Here is a 15,523-nt window from a genome sequence, read left to right as displayed (position 1 = left end):
CCCGGGCCGCCGCCTCGCCTTCTGCGCTACTGGGTGAACAGCTTCGCCGCCGTGATCACCGTCTGCACCACCCCGTAGCCCAGCAGCACCGACACCACCAGCCACGACACCACCAGGCGGGTCCGCTGCCCGCCACCGCTGTGCTCGTTCACGATCCGCTCCTCTCCGTCGGCCCCTGCGCTGTCCCGTCCCGTCCCGACGCCGGCTCGTGGTAGCGCTCCGGCACCGGCCGCACCAGCAGGTTCGCCACCAGGCCGACGGCCAGCACGCCGACCATCGTGAACAGCGCCGGCCGGTACGCCGCCGCGGTCAACGTGCCCGGCTCGCCCTGCGCGTCGAGGAATCCGTTGACGATCAGCGGCCCGGCCACCCCGGCCGCCGACCACGCGGTCAGCAGCCGGCCGTGGATCGCGCCCACCTCGAACGTGCCGAACAGGTCCCGCAGGTACGCCGGAATGGTCGCGAACCCGCCGCCGTAGAACGACAGGATCACGGATGCCAGCAGCACGAACAACGCCGTCGAGGTCTGCCCCACCAGCGCCAGCAGCAGGTACAGCACCATGCCCACACCCAGGTACACCACGTAGATCGGCTTACGGCCGATCACATCCGACGTGGACGACCACACGAACCGGCCCGCCATGTTGAACAGCGACAGCACTCCCACGAACCCGCCGGCCGCCGCCACCGACACGGCCGAGGTCCCGTTGTCGCGGAAGAAGTCCTGGATCATCGGGCTAGCCTGCTCCAGGATGCCGATACCCGCCGTCACGTTGCAGAACAGCACCACCCACAGCAGCCAGAACGACCGCGTCTTCAGCGCGTTGGCCGCCGACACGTTCGCCGTGGTCACCAGCGGCTTCTCCGCCACCGTCGACGGGTCGAAACCGGCTGGCCGCCAGTGCGGCGCCGGCACCCGCACGTTGAACACCCCGAACATCATGATCACGAAGTAGCCGATGCCGAGCGTCACGAACAGCCACACCAGCGCCGAGCCCGACGCGGTGGAACCGCTGTCCGACGGGTCGTACCCGGCGTCGTAGAACGACAGCAGCTGCCGGGACAGGGGAGATGCCACCATCGCCCCGCCACCGAACCCCATGATCGCCAGCCCGGTCGCCAGCCCCGGCCGGTCCGGGAACCACTTGATCAACGTGGAGACGGGGGAGATGTACCCGATCCCCAGACCGATCCCGCCCAGCACCCCGTACCCCAGGTACAGCAGCCACAGCTGCCCGGTCGCGATGCCCAGCGCCCCGACCAGGAATCCCGCCGCCCAGAAACACGCCGACACGAACATGGCCTTACGCGGCCCGTTCGCCTCCACCCACGTACCGGCGACCGCGGCCGACAACCCCAGCATCACGATCGCGATGCTGAAGATCACCCCGATCGCCGTCTGACTTGTGTCGAAATGCGCGATCAGGGAGTTCTTGTACACGCTCGTCGCGTACACCTGCCCGATGCACAGATGGATCGCCAGCGCCGCCGGAGGAATCAGCCAGCGGCTGTACCCCGGCGGCGCGACGGTGTGCCGACGATCGAGTGCGGAAAGCATCGTTGCTTCCTCCGTCCAGAAGGCGAGAACAGCCCGTTCATGCCCCCACCGCACGCTGCGCCCAAACCCGCCCCGCGCCCGGCGGTCGAAACCCTGAGCCGAACGGTCACCGCGGTCCCGGCCCGTCATCACCCCACCACGGGCCGTCAGCCCTCGCCGGGGATGCGACCATGAGCAGGTGAAGATCCTGTCCATCCAGTCGTCGGTCGCCTACGGCCACGTCGGCAACTCCGCCGCCGTGTTCCCGCTGCAACGCCTCCGACACGAGGTCTGGCCGGTCCTGACCGTGCACTTCTCCAACCACACCGGCTACGGCGCCTGGCGCGGCCCCCTGCTCGCCCCCACCGACGTCGCCGACGTCATCGCCGGCATCGCCGACCGCGGGGTGCTCGGCACCGCCGACGCCGTGCTCTCCGGCTACCAGGGCGACCCCGCCGTCGGCGCGGTCATCCTCGACGCCGTCGCCCAGGTCAAAGCCGCGAACCCGGCCGCCCTCTACTGCTGCGACCCGGTCATGGGCGACGTCGGCCGCGGCATGTTCGTCCGCCCCGGCATCCCCGAGTACCTCCGCGACACCGTCGTCCCCCGCGCCGACATCGTCACCCCCAACCAGTTCGAGCTGGAGTTCCTCGCCGGCCGCACCACCGACACCCTCGACGACCTGCTCGCCGCCGTCGACACCGTCCGCGCCACCGGCCCCCGGCACGTCCTGGTCACCAGCGTCCTGCACGGCGACCTGCCCGCCGGGCACCTGGAAGTCGTCGCCGTGTCCGACGAGGGCGCCTGGGCCGTCACCACCCCGCTGCTGCCGATCGCCCCCAACGGCGGCGGCGACGTCACTGCCGCCCTCTACCTGGCGCACCTCGCCACCACCGGCTCACCACAGACCGCGCTGGAACGCACCACAAACTCGATCTACGCGGTACTCGAGGCGACCCTCGACGCCGGCACCCGGGAGCTGCAACTCGTCGCCGCCCAGGACGCCATCGCCGAGCCGCCCACCCGGTTCACCGCCCGCCGGCTGCGCTGACCGCCGCCCGGGTGCACCAGCCGCCCAGGTGCACCCGGGCGGCGACTCGCCGCTCGAACAGGTGGACGACACCACCGCCCAGCAGGCAGGATGCGGACGTGTCACCGCACCAGGGCACCGACGACCCCGCGTTCGCCCAACGGCTGCGCGACCTGACCCGGCTGCGCCGCGTCCGCGACCGCATCGACCGCGAGTACGCCAGTCCCCTCGACGTCGAAGCCCTCGCCCGCGGCGAGCACATGTCCGCCGGCCACCTCAGCCGCCAGTTCCGCCAGACCTACGGCGAGTCCCCGTACTCGTACCTCATGACCCGCCGCATCGAACGCGCGATGGCCCTGCTGCGCCGTGGTGACCTCAGCGTCACCGATGTCTGCTTCGCCGTCGGCTGTCAGTCCCTGGGCACCTTCAGCACCCGGTTCACCGAACTCGTCGGCGAACCGCCCAGCGCCTACCGCGCCCGTCACGCCCCCGACACCGCCGAGCCGCCCCCGTGCCTGACCAAACAGGCGACCCGACCGATCAGGAATCGAGAAGCCCGCACCGGCCGGCCACCGTTAGCGTGACCACCATGACGATCACCATTCACTACACGTTCCTGCCGCACACCGACGCCGACGCCGCCATCGCCTTCTACCGCGACACCCTCGGCTTCGAACTGCGCAACGACGTCGGCCAGGGCGACACCATGCGCTGGCTCACCGTCGGCCCACCGAACCAGCCCGAGACCGGCATCGTCCTGCACCCGCCGGCCGTCGACCCCGGCATCAGCGACGACGAGCGCCGCACCATCCTCGAACTCATCGCCAAGGGCAGCTACGGTGCGCTCACCCTCGCCACCGACGACCTCGACGGCCTGTTCGACCGGCTGGCGGCCAGCGGCGCCGACGTGGTCCAGGAACCCACCGAACAGCCCTACGGCGTACGCGACTGCGCGTTCCGCGACCCCACCGGCAACCTCATCCGCATCAACGAGCGGCGCTGACGGCGCCCGCGGCGGACGCTGGCTCGACCGGAACACCCGACCCGGACGGAGAAATCATGAGCGAGGCCACCACCGGCCTGCACCGCGCCGACAGCCACGACGTCATCCGCGTCCTCGGCGCCCGCGAGAACAACCTGCGCGACGTCCACGTCGAGCTGCCCAAACGCCGCCTCACGGTGTTCACCGGCGTGTCCGGCTCCGGCAAGAGCTCACTGGTCTTCGGCACCATCGCCGCCGAGTCCCAGCGCCTGATCAACGAGACCTACAGCGCCTTCGTCCAGGGGTTCATGCCCACCCTGTCCCGGCCCGAGGTCGACGTCCTGGAGGGCCTCACCACCGCCATCATCGTCGACCAGGAACGCATGGGCGCGGACCCACGCTCCACCGTCGGCACCGCCACCGACGTCAACGCGATGCTGCGCATCCTGTTCAGCCGCCTCGGCGACCCCCACATCGGCCCGCCCAACGCCTACTCGTTCAACGTCCCTTCCGTACGCGCCGCCGGCGCGATCACCGTCGAGCGGGGCCCCGGCAAGACCCAGACCAGGAAGGGCACCTTCAACCGCCTCGGCGGCATGTGCCCCCGCTGCGAGGGCCGCGGCGCGGTCACCGACTTCGACCTGACCGTCCTCTACGACGAGAAGCTGTCCCTCAACGAGGGCGCCATCACCATTCCCGGCTACAGCATGGACGGCTGGTACGGCCGCATCTTCCGCTCCAGCGGCCTGTTCGACCCGGACAAGCCGATCCGCGACTACACCAAGCGGGAACTGAGCGACCTGCTCCACAAGGAACCCACCAAGATCAAGGTCGACGGCATCAACGTCACCTACACCGGCCTCATCCCCGCCATCAGCAAGTCGATGCTCGCCAAGGACGTCGACGCCATGCAGCCGCACATCCGCGCCTTCGTCGAACGCGCCATCACGTTCACCACCTGCCCCGACTGCGACGGCACCCGCCTGGCCCCCGAAGCCCGCTCCTCGAAGATCAACGGCGTCAGCATCGCCGACGTCTGCGCCATGCAGATCAGCGACCTCGCCACCTGGGTACGCGACCTGCGCGAACCCTCCGTCGCCCCGCTGCTCAAGGCGCTGGGGGACACCCTCGACTCGTTCGTCGAGATCGGCCTGGGCTACCTCAGCCTCGACCGGCCCGCCGGCACCCTCTCCGGCGGCGAGGCCCAGCGCACCAAGATGATCCGCCACCTCGGCTCGTCCCTCACCGACGTCACCTACGTCTTCGACGAACCCACCATCGGGCTGCACCCGCACGACATCGCCCGCATGAACAACCTCCTGCTGCAACTGCGCGACAAGGGCAACACCGTCCTCGTCGTCGAACACAAACCCGAAACCATCGCCATCGCCGACCACGTCGTCGACCTCGGCCCCGGCGCCGGCACCGCCGGCGGCACCATCTGCTACGAGGGCACCGTCGCCGGCCTGCGCGCCAGCGGCACCACCACCGGCCGCCACCTCGACGACCGCGCAACCCTCAAGGACAAGCCGCGTACGCCCACCGGCGCGCTGCCGATCCGCGGCGCCCGCACCCACAACCTGCGCGACGTCGACGTGGACATCCCCCTCGGTGTCCTGGTCGTGGTCACCGGCGTCGCCGGCTCCGGCAAGAGCAGCCTCATCCACGGCTCACTGGCCAGACGCGACGACGTCGTCAGCGTCGACCAGACCGCCATCCGTGGCTCCCGCCGCAGCAACCCGGCCACCTACACCGGTCTGCTCGACCCGATCCGCAAGGCGTTCGCCAAGGCCAACGGCGTCAAACCCGCCCTGTTCAGCGCCAACTCCGAAGGCGCCTGCCCGACCTGCAACGGCGCCGGCGTCATCTACACCGACCTCGGCATGATGGCCGGCGTCGCCAGCACCTGCGAGGACTGCGAAGGCAAACGGTTCCAGCCCGCCGTGCTCGACTACCACCTCGGCGGCCGCGACATCAGCCAGGTCCTCGCGATGTCCGTCGACGAGGCCGAGATCTTCTTCAGCGACGGTGAGGCCCGCACCCCGGCCGCCCACACCATCCTCGACCGGCTCGCCGACGTCGGCCTCGGCTACCTCACGCTCGGCCAGCCGCTGACCACGCTGTCCGGCGGGGAACGCCAGCGCCTCAAGCTCGCCACCCGGATGGGGGACAAGGGCGGCGTGTACGTCCTGGACGAACCCACCACCGGCCTGCACCTGGCCGACGTCGCCCAGCTGCTCGGCCTGCTCGACCGGCTCGTCGACGCGGGCAAGTCCGTCATCGTGATCGAACACCACCAGGCGGTCATGGCGCACGCCGACTGGATCATCGACCTCGGCCCCGGCGCCGGTCACGACGGCGGCCGGATCGTCTTCGAGGGCACCCCGGCGGATCTGGTGGCCGCCCGGTCCACGCTCACCGGCGAACACCTCGCCGACTACGTCGGCGCCTGACCGCCGTTCCCCGCTGAGACCCCCGGCCGCGCCGCGGACCTCAGCGGGACAGACCGGCCATCCGGGCCGGCGGCGCCGTGCCGGGCTCCACCAGGCCGCACTGGTACGCGGCCACCACCGCGTGCGTCCGGTCCCGCAGCCCCAGCTTCGTCAGCACCCGGCTGACGTGCGTCTTGACAGTCGCGTCGCCCAGCACCAGATGCTCGGCGATCTCCCGGTTCGACATCCCGTACGCCATCAGCACCAGCACCTCCCGTTCCCGCGGGGTGAGCCGGCGCATCTGCACCGGGGTGGGCAGTCCCGGGTCGGGCCGGGCGGCGAGGTCGTCGAGCAGCCGCCGGGCCACCGCCGGATCCAGCCACGCCTCGCCGTCGGCCACCGCCCGGATCGCCGACACCAGCTCGGCGGGCGCGGCGTCCTTGAGCACGAAACCGGACGCGCCCGCCCGCAACGCGGCGTGCACCGCCTCGTCCACGTGGTACGTGGTCAGCATGATGATCCGCACCGGCTGCTGCGGGTCGTCGATGAGCTGCTCGTCGGCCATCAGCCTGGTCGCGGCCAACCCGTCGGTGCCGGGCATCCGCACGTCCATCAGCACCACGTCCGGGCGCAGCCGCCGACTGACCTCCACGGCCTGCGCCCCGTCGTCGGCCTCGGCGACGACCTCGATGTCAGGTTCGTTGGTGAGCAGCATCGCGAGTCCCGCCCGTACGAGCGGCTGGTCGTCGGCGAGCAGCACCCGGATCATGAAGGCTCCCGTCGTCGGCGGCCGGGACAGTGGCCCCACCACATGATCATCGACGCCGGCGGCGGCGGCCACCCTGATGTCGCACAGCGGACACGCCGTTCACCCGACAGCCGGCGCCCCGCCGTCACCGGAGGCCGCCACGAGGTCGCCGTGCTGCGCGACCGGCAGCGTCGCGCTCACCCGGAACCCGCCCTCGGCACGCGGCCCGGCGACCAGACGACCGCCGACACGCTCCAGCCGCTCGGCGAGGCTGGCCAGCCCGTTACCGGTCGACAGCCCCGCCGCCGCGCCCGGCTCGCGGCCCGAGCCGTCGTCGTCGACGCGCAGCAACAGCACCCGCTCCTGCCACCCGAAATGAACAGTCGCGCAGGCCCGCCGGCCGACGTGCTTGAGCGTGTTCGTCAGGCTCTCCTGCACCGTCCGGTACGCCGCCAGCTCGATGCTCGGATCCAGCGGCCGAGGGCTGCCGGACACCGACATCGTCACGGTCAGCCCCGCGCACCGCATCGACGTCAGCAGCACCTCGATGTCGTCCAGCCGCGGCTGCGGACCCGGCTCACCGTCGCCCACCGGCCCCGACTCGGCCCGCATGACCGCCAGCAGCCGCCGCAACTCCGCCATCGCCTGCTGCCCGGCCTGCTGGATGTGCAGCAGCGCCTCCCGGGTCCGCTCCGGATCGGACGCGCTGATCCGCGCCGCGCCGGCGGCCTGCAGCACCATCACCGTCACCGAGTGGGACACCACGTCGTGCAGCTCCGCGGCGATCCGGCGACGCTCCAACGCCACCGCCTCCGCCCGCGCCACCCGCCGCTCCCGCTCCAACTGGGCCACCCGCCGCCGGTGCCGCCGCACCACCGACCCGGCCGCCCACGCAGCCGCGTAGATGAGCGCGAACATCAACGCGGTCACCACGAACTCCCCGGCCCGCGCGCCCGCACTCGGCTCCACCCGGAACGAGTCGAACGCGCTGAGCAGGCTCCGCGCGCACGCCGCCGCGTACGCCGCCGCCGACACCACCAGCGGCCGCAACGCCGCCACCGTGTACAACGCCACGATCAGGCCCACCCACGGCCGGTAGTCGTGCAGCAGGAACCACATCGCCACGCCGTGCACGCACTCGAACGCGAACACCGCCACCGGCGCGCGGGCCCGCCACCACAGGGCGCCGACCGACAACACCGCGGCGAGCACCTGCAGCCACTGCCGGGCCGGGCCGACCGGCTCGCTCTGGATCACCACGGACGACGCCGTGAACAGGTCGAGCAGGCCCAGCACCGGCAACAGCAGAAGATCGTGACGCCACCATCTCGCCGCCCGCGCCGGGGCGGACGGCGCCACCGCACCGGTCACCGACGTCATCAGCGGATCAGGAGTTTTCCGTAGGGCAGCCGATGCCGAACAACCGGCACGTCCAGGACAGCGGCGAGCCGTCGTCGTCACCGCCGCCGTCACCGTCCGGCGACGGCGTGGCCGCGCCCACCCGGTGCGTGGTCACCGGCACCGCCGTCCGGCCCGGCGCACCCGCCCGGCCCGCCCCCACCAGCACGACCGGCGCCACGACGTCGGCCGCCGCGTCCGCGGCCACCCGCCACCGCCCGTCCGCGTCGTCGGCGAGCAACGCCAGCACCCGCCGCACCGACGAAGCGTCCGTGCCGTGGCCACCGGGAACCGTCGCGCCGGCCAGCGACACCATCACCAGGTCCGCCTCGTCACGGTGCAACACCGACACCTCGGCGACACCGAGCGACCGCGCGTCCCCGCCGGCCACCCCCACCAGACGCACCGCGTCGCCGGAACGCGCCCGGCCCGCACCCACCGTCCTCAGCAGACACCGCCGCCCGTCCAACGGCACCCCACGCGCGACGGTCACCCACCCCGCCGGCCGCTGCGCCTGCAGGAACACCACCACCGGCGGCGACTGGACCTCGGTCCTCATCACAGACCTCCACAGAAGGAAATGCGGGCGAACAGCCCGCGTACGCGAGAAATTCTGGTCCACACCGGCCCGCCGGACGTCCCCGTACCGGGTGACATCCGGTGTCCACTTCCAGACGGACCCCCGACGTCCACCACCGGGCCGGGACGGACCCCGAACCTCGCCCCACGGCCGGACGCCAGGACCGGCCGGCTACCACCACGATGGAACCAGTCCGGACGACGACGGCAACACACCGAACCCGTCCCGGACACCCAACCCATCGTCACGGCCGCGAGGTTTGCCATGCCCACGCCCGGAGCGTTCCTGATCGCCGACCCGGTCCACGTCGACTCACCGGCGTACGTCGCCGACACGGCGAGCCGGTTCCCGCTGGCCGACCAGACCCCGCCCGACGGCTGGCGCGTCGCCGAACACGGCGGCTGGATCATGTGGCACCCGCCGCAGGCGCAGCTGCCCCAGCAGGGCTGGAAAGTCCACGTCTCGGTGAACCTCGACGACGCCGCCGACGTCCTCGACCTGGTACGCGAACACTGCGTGACCCACCGGGTCGCCTTCAAGTTCCAACGCAGCCGCCGCCTCGCCCTGGTCAACAACGAGAAGTACGCCCACCGCGCCGGCAGCGGCAAACTCGCCGCCCTCTACCCGGCCGACGACACCGCCCTGCGCCGCGTCCTCGACGACCTCGGCGCCCGCCTCGCCGGCTACCGCGGCCCCTACGTCCTCAGCGACCTGCGCTGGCACGACGGACCCCTCTACCTGCGCTACGGCGGATTCGCCGAACTCTGGTGCGTCGACGGCGACCAGCCCGTCCCCGCCGTCGCACGCCCCGACGGAACCCTCGTCCCCGACCGCCGCGAACCCGTCTTCACCGTGCCCGACTGGGCCCCCGTGCCCGACTTCGTCGCCGAACACATCGCCGCCGTCGCCGCTGTCGACGCGCACACCGACGACGAACCGCCCTACCGCATCGAGGAAGCCCTGCACCACTCCAACGCCGGCGGCGTCTACCGCGCCACCGACCTACGCGACGGCCGCACCGTCGTCCTGCGCGAAGCCCGCCCGCACGCCGGACTCGACGGCGCCGGAACCGACGCGCTCACCCGCCTGCGCCGCGAAGAGACCATGCTGCGGCGCCTCGCCGGCCTCGACTGCGTCCCCCAACTACTCGACCGCCTCACCTGGTGGGAACACCAGTTCCTGGTCGAAGAGCACGTCGACGGCGACACCCTCCAACACCACCTCGCCATGCGACACCCACTCATCCACCCCGACCCCACCGAGCAGGACCTCACCGACTACACCACCTGGGCACTCGACGTCATCGACCAGGTCCAGGCAGCCCTGGCCCGGATACACGCCAGGGGAGTGGTCTTCGGCGACCTGCACACCGCCAACATCATGATCCGCCCCGACGGCCGGATCGTGCTCGTCGACTTCGAACAGGCGTACCTCGCCGACGAGGACTTCACCCCCTCACTGGGCGACCCCGGATTCGCCACCCCCCGCATCCGCCGAGGCACCGCCGTCGACACCTACGCCCTCGCCTGCCTGCGCCTCGCCGTCTTCGTACCACTGACACCACTCGCCGCCCTGAGCGACGACAAGTTCGACGACCTCCTCACGATCGCCCGGCGCTTCCCGCTACCACCCGGATACCTCGACCGCATCCGCGACGACCTGCGCACCGCACTGCACCCACCCACGCCCGGCCGCCGCCGCGTCACCCGCCACCAGTGGTCCGCCGACCCGCGCCAGCTGATCGAATCCCTGGCCGCCGGCATCCGCGCCACCGCCACACCACACCGCACCGACCGGCTCTTCCCCGGCGACCCCGGCCAGTTCCCGCACGGCGGCGCCACCCTCGCGCACGGCGCCGCCGGCATCATCTGGGCACTCGTCACCAGCGGCGTCGACTACCCCGAACGCGACGAACACCTCGACTGGCTCACCCGCGCCGCCCGCCGCCTGCCCGCCGCCCACCTCGGCCTCTACGACGGCCTCGCCGGCATCGCCGCCCTCCTCGACCGCACCGGACGCCACGACGACGCCGACGAACTGCTCGACCGATGTCGCACCGGCCTGCACCACCGCTACGGCCCCGGCCTGCACAGCGGCCTCGCCGGCATCGGACTCGCCCTGCTGCGCCCCGGCAGACCCGCCCCCGACGACGCCCTGCACATCGGCGACCGACTCGCCCGCACCCTCACCGGCGACACCACGCAACCCGTACCCGAACCCACCCGCCCCGGCCTGCTCCACGGCTGGTCCGGCCCCGCGACCTTCCTCACCCGCCTGCACGAAACCACCGGCGACCCCGCCTGGCTCCGCGCCGCCCGCACCGCCCTGCGCCGCGACCTGCAACACACCGTCCGCGACGACAACGGCAACCTCCACGTACGCGACGGCGCACGACGGCTGTTCTACCTCGACGAAGGCAGCGCCGGCATCGCCGTCGCCGCCCACACACTGCTCCGCCACGGCGAACGCCAGTGGCTGCGCGACATCGTCACCACCGTCCGCCGCACCATCGACGTCGAATTCGTCCTGCTGCCCGGCCTCTTCCACGGCCGCGCCGGACTCCTCGCCACCGCCGCCCTGCTCACCGACGACCCACCGCGCCGCGCCACCCCGCACGGCCCCATCGGACTCGTCCGCGACGACGCGCCCCACCACGTCCCCGCGCACCTGGCCCGCCTCGCCTGGCACGCCTACGCCCTCGACGGCCACCTCGCGTTCCCCGGCGACACCCTGCTGCGCATCTCCACCGACCTCGCCGCCGGCGGCGCCGGAATCCTGTCCGCCATGCACGCCGCGCTGCACCGCACCGCCGTGACGCTGCCCTTCCTCGACGCGCCCACCCACGTCGCACCCAACGGCCACCTCCTCGCCGCGAGCTGAACCCCGCCCGGCGCCCACAGACCCCGTCGGAACCACCGACGGCCAACCCACCACACCCGAGAAGGAGGTGAACCCCCATGACGAAGCTCCTCAACCTGCAGGCCATGGCCACGCAGAACGGCACCCGCCACGCGGTCCCGCCGCAGTCCAGCAGCATCAGCATCGCCTGCTGCAACGGCTGAGACGGTAGTGGCGAACGGGCCACCAGCCCCAGCCACACCTGATCCGCCTGGCGACCCGGGCGGGCGGCCACCGCCCGCCCGGGTCCGTCGTCAACCCGGCCCGGTGAAGCCGGCATCCCGCCCGCCACCACGCACACGGAGCCCCCATGCCGCCCACCGGCCTACGACACAACCGCGACTTCCTCCTCATCACCGTCGCCCGCACCGCGTCGAAACTCGGCACCCAGGTCACCGCCGTCGCCACGCCGCTGCTCGTCCTGCTGACCACCGGCTCCGCCACCGACGCCGGCCTCGTCGCCTTCGCCGAAGGAATCGCCCTGGTCCTCGTACTCCTGCCCGCCGGCCTGCTCGCCGACCGCCGCGACCGGCGCATCCTCATGCTCTGCTGCGACGCCGGCGCGCTGCTCGCCGTCACCGGCGTCACCGTCCTCGCCCTCGTCGGACACGCGCCAGTCCTGCTCATCGCCGTCCTCGCCGCCGCCACCGCCGGCCTCGGCGCCGCGCTGCAACCCGCCGCCGCAGCCGCCACCCGCGCCGTCGTCCCAGCCCGGGACCTGCGTACGGCCACCGTGTTCAACGAGACCCGCAACGGCGTCGTCCACCTCGCCGGCCCGCCGCTCGGCGGCTTCCTGTTCGGCCTCGCCCCGGCACTGCCGTTCCTCGTCGACGCGATCTCGTACGCCGTCTCCCTGGTCGCCGTGGCCCTGCTGCGCGGCCCACTCGGCCGGTCGGCGACCACGCCGGGGGAGTCCCTGCCCCGGCAGGCCGTCGCCGGGGTCCGGTTCCTGTGGCGGCAACCGTCGCTGCGGTTCACGCTGCTCTGCGGCGCCGTCCTGAACTTCGCGTTCGCGGGCGTCCTGCTGGCGATCATCGTCGTGCCGGTCCGCAACGGCGCCTCCGGCCTGTCCGCCGGAACCGTCATGGCATGCGTCGGCCTCGGCGCCGTCGCCGGATCACTCGTCGCGTCCTGGCTGACCGCCCGGGTACCCACCCGCTGGCTGATCCTCGCCGTCGTCTGGGCCTGCGCCGTGCTGACCGCCGCGATGGCCACCACCGACAACGGACTGGTCCTCGGTGCGCTGGCCGGCGCCTGCGTCCTGGTCGTACCGGCCGCCAACATCAGCATGCTGACCCTCCAGACCCTGCTCACCCCCGGCGACCTGCAGGGGAGAGCGAACGCCGCGACCAGCTTCATCGCGCTGATCGTGGCGCCGTTCGGCCCGGCCCTGTCCGGCCTGCTGATCGACCGCGTACCGGCGCCGGTGGTGTTCGGCAGCTTCGCGGCCGTCATGCTGGCGCTCGCCGTCGGCGCGGCCGTCGCGCCCGCCGTACGCGCCATGCCCGACCTGCGGGCCGTCGAGGAAGCCCCGGAGCCCGGCGAGGCCGAGCGCCGCGACCCGCAGCCGGTCTGAGCTGATCTTCGTGCCGGCAGGCAGGGGAGAGGTGCTGGTCTTTCCGGGGACGTTCGGATGATCACGAGAGCGCCTCGCCCGTGCCACCATGTAGGGCCCCTCCCAGGACAGGCCACAAGGGACGAGGTGCCGGCATGGAGCTGCGTAGGAGCCGAGAGAAGCTGTGGAGGGGCCTCACGGTCTTCGGAGTCGGCGTGCTCCCGCTGCTGTACCACACTTCCGCGTCGACCGGACGATGGATCCTTCTCGGCCTCTGGCTGGTGTCGGCCGGCCTGTTCGTCGCCTACCAGCTCAGGCCGTTCCGGTTCCGCATCGGAGCCGACGGACTGGACCTGCGGGTCGCCGGGCTCAACCGGCTCGTGGCATGGGCCGAGATCGACGCTGTCGTGCTCGACCAGCCGCTACCGTCCCGTGGCCGGAACCAGAGAGCCGCAAAGGTGCTGCTGGTGCCGGCCACCGCCGCGACGATCGACCGTCCGCTCACCAGCCGGAGCCCGGTCGACGGGCGGCCGGCCCTGAAGCTGCTCGACCTCGATCAGGTGCGGCAGCCGGCGGACGACGTGGCGGACGCCCTGGCCCGGTTCGGGGCAGGGCGATTCGCGGACGTCCGGCAGCAGGCCCCGGAACTGTCCGACGACGCGGATACGCCGGACACGGAGGCCCTGACGTTGTTGGCCGACCTGACACCGCGAGTCCAGAAGGCGCTCGACTCGGGGCAGGTGTCGCAGCGGCAGGCGGTCAAGGCAGAGGTGGACGCGGCACTCGCGAGACTGCGGGCCGGAGGTCACCAGCCACGGCTGGCCGCGCTTCTGAAGGTCATGTCGGACACCCTCGGCGAAGACGTAAAGCCCTCCTGAGCCGTGATTCGATAATGTACATTATGTCAAGTAGAGCTCCGGCGGGCCTCCCCGGACGTCCTCGCGAGGCGGCTGACCTTCCGGGACTTGGAGGTCCGGCCGGCTGCCCCGTCGCACCGCACACCTAGGCGCAGCCCCGGCGACGCCGCACTCTCAACCCATCCACCGCTCCGGCGATCATGAGGTTGACCGCGAATGCTGTCCCATTTGTCGCCGCCAACCTCATGATCGCCGGAGCAGAGAGGGCGCCGGCCCTCTTTCGCCCGCTCTCCCTGGCACCGACCGAGTGTCGACGGGCGTCACTGCCGCCACTTCGCCGAGGTGGCAGCATCGGAGCGCCTGGTTGCCGCCACTTCGGCGAAGTGGAGTTGATCATCGACCGATCGACCTCGCCCCCCGGGGAAAGCCTCCTGGCGGGAACCTGGCGGGAACGCGAGAATCATGCATAATATCCCTTATGCATGACAAACCGGACGAAACGGTAGGCGCTCTGATCGAGGAGTTCCTGACCGCCCGGGCCACCCGCAAGCCCTCCCCCCACACCCTGGCCGCGTACCGGCGGGATCTGACCGCGGTGGCCGAGCTGATCGCCGCCGACGGCGACGCCACTCCCCTCCCCCTGGACCGGGTCGCGGTCAGCTCCCTCTCCCCCAGGGTGATGCGCGCGGCGTTCGCGCGGTTCGCCGCTCCCCGCGCGGCCGCGTCGGTCCATCGTGCCTGGTCGACGTGGAACAGCTTCTTCACGTTCCTGGTGGCCGAGGGCGTCGTACCGGGCAATCCGATGCCGGCGGTGGGGCGGCCCCGTACGCCGCTCCCCCGACCCAAGCCGCTCCGGGGTGAGGACACCCCGGAGGAGCTGCTGGCGGCGGTGGCGCGCGCGGAGGGCCGGCAGCGTGACCCGTGGCCGGAGCGCGACCTGGCGGTGCTGGCGCTGGCGTTGTGCGCGGGGCTGCGCCTGTCGGAGCTGCTGGCGCTGCGGGTGTCGTCGGTGGCGGGGCGCGACGGCGAGCGGCGGGTGGACGTGGCGGGCAAGGGCGGGCGGCCGCGTACGGTGCCGATCGAGGATGCCGTGGACCGGGTGCTCACGGGTTATCTGGACAGCCGGCGGCTCCGGTTCGGGGCGCGCAGTGTGCGGCCGGACTCTGCGTTCCTGGTGGACCGCCAGGGTGAGGCGTTGCGGCGGGGTGGGCTGCAGTACCTGGTGGAGTCGTGTTACCGGCGGGCGGGCATCGGTGACCGGGTGCCCCGGGGCGCGCGGTTGCACGCGCTGCGGCACACGTTCGCAACGCGGTTGGCGGAGGACGGGGCGAGCGCGGCGGAGATCATGCGGTTGCTGGGGCATGCGTCGTTGGCGTCGTCGCAGACGTACATCGAGGTGACGGCGGGTCAGCAGCGGGCGGCGGTGGCGGCGAACCGCACCAATCGGGCGTTGTCGGGGTTGGCGCCGCGGCGGTGAGGGCCGCGCGGCGGTCTGCCGGGCTGGCA

Annotated in this window: 13 protein-coding genes; 8 read left to right on the top strand and 5 right to left on the bottom strand. The window is 72.2% G+C overall.

All coding sequences use genetic code 11. From position 1 onward, the window contains the following. Positions 1 to 26: 26 nt before the first annotated feature. Positions 27 to 152 carry a hypothetical protein gene (locus A4R25_RS32020; RefSeq protein ID WP_255361250.1) on the bottom strand — a complete coding sequence of 42 codons (126 nt, stop codon included), beginning with the start codon at positions 150 to 152 and terminating at the stop codon, positions 27 to 29. Beyond that, complete coding sequence (locus A4R25_RS06390; protein ID WP_064445960.1) at positions 149 to 1,558, bottom strand: OFA family MFS transporter; 1,410 nt, start codon at positions 1,556 to 1,558, stop codon at positions 149 to 151. Before A4R25_RS06390 ends, A4R25_RS32020 begins: the two co-directional genes overlap by 4 nt. A gap of 178 nt (positions 1,559 to 1,736) precedes the next feature. Here A4R25_RS06390 and pdxY point away from each other — a divergent pair, with 178 nt between their 5' ends. From pdxY to A4R25_RS06370, 4 genes are all read left to right on the top strand, one after another. Then, positions 1,737 to 2,588: a pyridoxal kinase PdxY gene (gene pdxY, locus A4R25_RS06385; RefSeq protein WP_043324020.1), complete on the top strand. Its 852-nt coding sequence runs from the start codon at positions 1,737 to 1,739 to the stop codon at positions 2,586 to 2,588. A 98-nt stretch (positions 2,589 to 2,686) separates the two neighbouring features. Next, complete coding sequence (locus A4R25_RS06380; RefSeq protein ID WP_043324018.1) at positions 2,687 to 3,151, top strand: helix-turn-helix transcriptional regulator; 465 nt, start codon at positions 2,687 to 2,689, stop codon at positions 3,149 to 3,151. A gap of 5 nt (positions 3,152 to 3,156) precedes the next feature. After that, positions 3,157 to 3,570 (top strand): VOC family protein, encoded by a 414-nt coding sequence (locus A4R25_RS06375; protein ID WP_043330132.1) that lies wholly within the window; start codon positions 3,157 to 3,159, stop codon positions 3,568 to 3,570. 56 nt (positions 3,571 to 3,626) lie between these two features. Continuing rightward, positions 3,627 to 6,002 carry an excinuclease ABC subunit UvrA gene (locus tag A4R25_RS06370; protein WP_064445959.1) on the top strand — a complete coding sequence of 792 codons (2,376 nt, stop codon included), beginning with the start codon at positions 3,627 to 3,629 and terminating at the stop codon, positions 6,000 to 6,002. A 40-nt stretch (positions 6,003 to 6,042) separates the two neighbouring features. Here the strand turns inward: A4R25_RS06370 and A4R25_RS06365 are convergent, their stop codons facing one another. From A4R25_RS06365 to A4R25_RS06355, 3 genes are all read right to left on the bottom strand, one after another. Next, positions 6,043 to 6,750 carry a response regulator transcription factor gene (locus A4R25_RS06365; RefSeq protein ID WP_043324014.1) on the bottom strand — a complete coding sequence of 236 codons (708 nt, stop codon included), beginning with the start codon at positions 6,748 to 6,750 and terminating at the stop codon, positions 6,043 to 6,045. A 99-nt stretch (positions 6,751 to 6,849) separates the two neighbouring features. Then, positions 6,850 to 8,109: a sensor histidine kinase gene (locus A4R25_RS06360; protein ID WP_064445958.1), complete on the bottom strand. Its 1,260-nt coding sequence runs from the start codon at positions 8,107 to 8,109 to the stop codon at positions 6,850 to 6,852. Positions 8,110 to 8,116: 7 nt separating this feature from the next. Continuing rightward, entirely contained in the window at positions 8,117 to 8,686 is a 570-nt protein-coding gene (locus A4R25_RS06355; RefSeq protein WP_064445957.1) for a hypothetical protein, read from the bottom strand. A 285-nt stretch (positions 8,687 to 8,971) separates the two neighbouring features. Here A4R25_RS06355 and lanKC point away from each other — a divergent pair, with 285 nt between their 5' ends. From lanKC to A4R25_RS06335, 4 genes are all read left to right on the top strand, one after another. Further along, positions 8,972 to 11,587, top strand: coding sequence for a class III lanthionine synthetase LanKC (gene lanKC, locus A4R25_RS06350; RefSeq protein WP_064445956.1), 2,616 nt, complete (start codon positions 8,972 to 8,974; stop codon positions 11,585 to 11,587). Between the two features lie 328 nt (positions 11,588 to 11,915). Beyond that, positions 11,916 to 13,181, top strand: a complete 1,266-nt coding sequence (locus tag A4R25_RS06345) for an MFS transporter (protein ID WP_064445955.1) — start codon at positions 11,916 to 11,918, stop codon at positions 13,179 to 13,181. 134 nt (positions 13,182 to 13,315) lie between these two features. Then, on the top strand, positions 13,316 to 14,038 hold the full coding sequence (locus tag A4R25_RS06340) for a hypothetical protein (protein WP_157538985.1): 723 nt from the start codon (positions 13,316 to 13,318) through the stop codon (positions 14,036 to 14,038). A 457-nt stretch (positions 14,039 to 14,495) separates the two neighbouring features. Beyond that, positions 14,496 to 15,494: a tyrosine-type recombinase/integrase gene (locus A4R25_RS06335; protein WP_064445953.1), complete on the top strand. Its 999-nt coding sequence runs from the start codon at positions 14,496 to 14,498 to the stop codon at positions 15,492 to 15,494. Positions 15,495 to 15,523: the final 29 nt, after the last annotated feature.

It is taken from the genome of Micromonospora sp. NBRC 110037, from assembly GCF_001652995.1.
In the GTDB taxonomy this organism is placed as follows: Bacteria; Actinomycetota; Actinomycetes; order Mycobacteriales; family Micromonosporaceae; genus Micromonospora; species Micromonospora chalcea.
This window is presented reverse-complemented; position numbering and strand designations above follow the sequence as displayed.